Consider the following 4,504-nt stretch of genomic DNA (forward strand, 5'->3'; position numbering starts at 1 on the left):
GCCACCACCGCCACCACCGCCGCCCTTGGCATAGGCGGAACTGATAGGGGAGATATCGGCAGGCAAGAATGCCGTCATCCCAAGTGCCAATGCACAAGCAAAGACAGCAACCAAAGGTTTTTTCATTTTTTGTTCGGCTCCGGAGGCGCGAGTGGGTGGCTAAGTGCGAGTTGGACCTGACACAGACACCAAAGTTCTCGCATTCCGACAGACTGCCAGGCAAACGCCGATCACGTTTTCCCGAGCGCGTAATGAGCAACATCTCGACCGCGCCAGGCCCATTTTTTCGACCGATAGCGCAGAGTTCAATAACTACCGGCGCCCCATCCACAGGTTCGACGGCGCAAATAACGTGGTCCGCTGTGCAGTGTTCTTGGCCAAGCCACGAAAGCGAGGCTTCACATAACCGAACTGGCGCTTGAGCGTACGACTGTGTCAGCACAGGTAGTCTGCCCCGTCCTGACGTGTTCGGAGAATCCTCAGCCAACCAAGCAGGGCCGAGCCCGCCAGTGCTAACAGCCCTTGAGGTTCCGCCTTGCTATTGGCGTCTCCCACCGTCAGGATGGATGCTTCATCAGGCTTAAGGAGAGAGCCGTGTTTCCCATGAACGTGTGGTTCGCCTATACCGCCGCCTGCGTACTGTTGGTGCTGGCACCGGGCCCTGACAACTTGTTGGCCATTGGCCGCGGTCTCAGCCAGGGTAAAGTCGCAGCGGCTGTATCCGGCATGGCGTCAGGCGCAGGCATTCTGTTTCACGTTGCAGCTGCTTCGTTAGGCTTGACCCTACTGATGCAAACCTCGGTGCTCGCATTTTGGGTGATCAAGCTCATTGGTGCCGGCTATCTGCTCTGGCTAGGGATCAAGGTTCTGCGCGCTCGTAGCCTGATAAGCTTTCAGCCGGCGTCCAGGCAATCTCTGCCCAGCATTTTTCTGACCGGTCTGCTTTCGGCTGCGCTCAACCCCAAGCCAGGTTTGTTCGTGCTGGCGTTCATTCCCCAGTTCGTCGACCCCGCACGCGGGTCGGTCAGTGTGCAGATGATGGTTTACGGCGTGTGGTTCGCTGCACTCACGGCATTGGGGTTTGCCTTGATGGGCATTTTCGCCACGGGACTGTCTCGCTACCTGTACCGGCGGCCCCGGCTGGTGAATGGGCTGAACGTGGGCGCAGGCCTCACCTTCGTTGCCTCCGGCGTCTCGATTGCGGCGTTGAGCCAGAGATAGCAAGCAGGAGAAAGCGGCGGGGCTGCATATGAGCCCCGCGTTTCATCACGATGCTGAAGCCTCGTCGGCCAGCTTCGCATGGGTGTTGAGCTCCTCGGCGATGAAGGCCGAAATCATCGCCCGATAGACCTGTTCCACCACCTCAGCCGAGGCACCGGTTTCGTCAGCCATCTCACGAACCTTCCTGATCACTTGCTCGACCCGAGCAGGCGCACGCACATCATCGGTGGTTTTCTTGAAGCCCGCTGCTTGCGTCACGAGTTTTCCACGTTTGGCGAGAAGCGAAACGAGGCTGCGGTCGATTTCATCGATCCGTTGACGGACTTCGTCCAGAGAGGTGCAAGGTACATCCATTTGCTTGACTTCCTTTTCATGAGCCTGCGATGGATTGGAGCAGGCTGTCGTGGGTGATCGGGGCGTGCAGTGTAGCTTCTATGCTAGGTTCGCTTCACGCTCCTCAGAGGGGGTGTAACGCCGCAGGGATATCCCAATCCATTTCGAATAACCAGCTCACGCTGCGTGGCGCAGATCGTGATAATGCAGATCTTCCACGCCAACCATCTTTCGCCCCGGCTTGAGCAGCCTGCTTGCGGGCGAATGTCTGGGACTCTTGGTAGACTAGGACACCCTTTTTCTTGAGGCGGACCTGGACGGTATAGCTAACCGTCGAATCGGCCTTTTTCCTTGCTCTGATCGTTGCCATGATTTCCGGTGGTACGAGTGTGATTGGCGGCGGTAGCCCGCACCACTGTCAAACCCAACACGCCCCCAGAAAATGGTACATAACTGCGTAGCCCAGAATGCTCCTAGAAAACGCTTCAAAGCCACAAACCACGCGCCCTGAGCCGTCACGCCGCTTCAGCGTTGCCCCCATGATGGACTGGACCGACAGGCATTGCCGGTTCTTCCTGCGCCTGCTCTCCAGGCAAACCCTGCTCTACACCGAAATGGTCACCACCGGCGCCCTGCTGCACAACGACGCTCACCGTTTCCTGCGCCACGATGCTTCTGAGCACCCGCTGGCCCTGCAACTGGGCGGCAGTGTGCCGGCCGACCTGGCCGCGTGTGCGCGCCTGGCTGAAGAAGCGGGCTACGATGAGGTCAACCTCAACGTTGGCTGCCCGAGCGACCGGGTGCAGAACAACATGATCGGCGCGTGCCTGATGGCTCACCCGGCGCTGGTGGCCGACTGCGTGAAGGCCATGCGTGATGCCGTATCGACGCCTGTCACGGTGAAGCACCGCATTGGTATCAACGGCCGTGACAGCTACGCCGAACTGAGCGACTTCGTCGGCCAGGTGCGTGAGGCCGGCTGCCGGAGTTTTACCGTGCATGCACGCATCGCGATTCTGGAAGGGCTGTCGCCGAAAGAGAACCGCGAGATTCCGCCGCTGCGCTATGACATCGCAGCGCAGTTGAAAAGAGACTTCCCGGACCTGGAGATCGTGCTCAACGGCGGGATCAAGTCCTTGGACGAATGCCAGGCACACCTTGAAACCTTCGATGGCGTGATGCTGGGGCGCGAGGCGTATCACAACCCTTATCTGCTGGCCGAGGTGGACCAGCAGCTGTTTGGCAGCGATGCGCCGGTGGTCAGCCGTAGCGAAGCATTGGCGCAACTGCGGCCTTACATCGTGGCGCATATGGAAAGTGGCGGCGCGATGCACCACGTTACCCGGCATATTCTGGGGCTGGCCCAAGGATTCAAAGGGGCGCGGCGCTTCCGTCAGCTGCTGTCGGCAGACATTCACAAGGCGGCCGAACCCTTGGCAGTGTTTGACCAGGCCGTGGAGTTGTTGCAGGGGCGGTAACCTCAGAGGGAGGGAACCTCGGGCTTGCTTGCGACTCGAATCTTCACCTTTCGTACAGCCCTGTGCGGGCCAGCGGGTCCGCAGGGTTTCGGCGGCCCTTGAGCGGCTGCCGGGGCTCGGGTAATGTCGAGTAAATGCACAGGACAGAGCACGCCCATGACCTCCAAGCTGGAACAACTCAAGCAGTTCACCACCGTGGTCGCCGACACCGGGGACCTGGACGCCATCACCCGCCTGAAGCCGGTCGATGCCACCACCAACCCGTCGCTGCTGCTCAAGGCTGCTGCCATCCCGGGCTACGCCGACCTGCTGAAACAGGTGAAGGCCGACGCCAAGGGTGATGTCGACCTGGCCTGCGACAAGTTTGCGGTGGCGGTAGGCTCGGGCATTCTCAAGGTCATCCCGGGGCGCATCTCCACCGAGGTGGATGCACGCCTGTCGTTCGATGAGCCAGCTCTGCTGAACAAGGCCCGTCAGCTGATCACCCTGTACGAGGCGGCCGGAGTGGCAAAAGAGCGTGTGCTGATCAAGCTGGCCTCCACCTGGGAAGGCATTCGCGCCGCCGAAAAGCTGGAGAAGGAAGGCATCCAGACCAACCTGACCCTGCTGTTCTCCTTCGCCCAGGCCCAGGCTTGCGCCGATGCCGGGGTGTTTTTGATTTCGCCGTTCGTGGGCCGCATCTACGACTGGTACAAGAAGAGCACCGGTCAGGAATACGTGGGCGCCGAGGACCCAGGCGTGCAATCGGTCACGCGCATCTACAACTACTACAAGGCCAATGGTTACAACACCGTGGTCATGGGCGCCAGCTTCCGCAATATCGGCCAGATCGAACAACTGGCAGGCTGTGACCGCCTGACCATCAGCCCCGAGCTGCTGCAGCAGCTCAGCGATGACCAGGGTGAGTTGCCGCAGGTGCTGAAACCGGGCAAAGCCGGTGAAGCCAAGCAGCACCTGAACGAAAGCCAGTTCCGCTGGGCGATGAACGAAGACGCCATGGGCACCGAGAAGCTGGCCGAAGGTATTCGCCAATTTGCGCGGGACCAGGAAAAGCTGGAGAAGTTGATGGCTGAAAAGGCCTGATACAGTTCGGGTTTGCCTGACGGGCGGGAAGTGTTCAGTATTTTCCGCCCGTTTTGTTTGCCACGCCTTAGTTGTGTATTGAATTCTCGGGCCTGTTCGCGGGCAAGCCCGCTCCTACACCGATCGATGTAAGGGCGGGCTTGCCCGCGAACAGGCCGCCATAGCCACCCGAGCTGTCGATGACCTCCCCTAACCCGTTGCCCCTCGTTCTCGCCGGCCCGGTACTGCGCCGCCTGGAACCCCAGCGTCTGGCCGTCTGGCTGGTCACTACCCAACCACTGCAGCCCGAGTTCGTCTGCCTGGCAAGCGAGGCCCAAGTCGATTGCCAAGTGGTGCCTATTGGCCGGCATGCCTACGTTCACCTGCTGGACATCCAATTCGCCAGCCCC

At 60.3% G+C, this 4,504-nt stretch carries 4 protein-coding genes and 3 pseudogenes; 4 read left to right on the forward strand and 3 right to left on the reverse strand.

Annotated features, from left to right (window positions below; translation table 11 throughout):
• Window positions 1-312 precede the first annotated feature (312 nt).
• Window positions 313-429 (reverse strand): annotated as a pseudogene (locus QYE47_RS27120) (IS5/IS1182 family transposase); the annotation flags it as partial.
• A gap of 165 nt (window positions 430-594) precedes the next feature.
• Here QYE47_RS27120 and QYE47_RS27125 point away from each other — a divergent pair.
• Window positions 595-1,221 (forward strand): LysE family translocator, encoded by a 627-nt coding sequence (locus tag QYE47_RS27125; protein WP_014591760.1) that lies wholly within the window; start codon window positions 595-597, stop codon window positions 1,219-1,221.
• 45 nt (window positions 1,222-1,266) lie between these two features.
• Here the strand turns inward: QYE47_RS27125 and QYE47_RS27130 are convergent, their stop codons facing one another.
• Both QYE47_RS27130 and QYE47_RS27135 read right to left on the reverse strand, forming a co-directional pair.
• The gene (locus tag QYE47_RS27130) at window positions 1,267-1,575 is read right to left on the reverse strand and encodes a chorismate mutase (RefSeq protein ID WP_014591761.1); all 309 of its coding nucleotides are present in this window, start codon (window positions 1,573-1,575) and stop codon (window positions 1,267-1,269) included.
• A 217-nt stretch (window positions 1,576-1,792) separates the two neighbouring features.
• Window positions 1,793-1,924 (reverse strand): annotated as a pseudogene (locus tag QYE47_RS27135) (site-specific integrase); the annotation flags it as partial.
• A gap of 97 nt (window positions 1,925-2,021) precedes the next feature.
• Here QYE47_RS27135 and dusA point away from each other — a divergent pair.
• The 3 genes and pseudogenes from dusA to QYE47_RS27150 form a co-directional block, all read left to right on the forward strand.
• Window positions 2,022-3,032 (forward strand): tRNA dihydrouridine(20/20a) synthase DusA, encoded by a 1,011-nt coding sequence (gene dusA / locus QYE47_RS27140; protein WP_019437222.1) that lies wholly within the window; start codon window positions 2,022-2,024, stop codon window positions 3,030-3,032.
• Between the two features lie 156 nt (window positions 3,033-3,188).
• Window positions 3,189-4,115 (forward strand): transaldolase, encoded by a 927-nt coding sequence (gene tal, locus QYE47_RS27145; RefSeq protein ID WP_014591763.1) that lies wholly within the window; start codon window positions 3,189-3,191, stop codon window positions 4,113-4,115.
• Between the two features lie 179 nt (window positions 4,116-4,294).
• Window positions 4,295-4,504: pseudogene (locus tag QYE47_RS27150) on the forward strand (alkaline phosphatase family protein); the annotation flags it as partial.

Source organism: Pseudomonas sp. 2,4-D (genome assembly GCF_030418155.1).
Classification (GTDB): Bacteria; Pseudomonadota; Gammaproteobacteria; order Pseudomonadales; family Pseudomonadaceae; genus Aquipseudomonas; species Aquipseudomonas alloputida.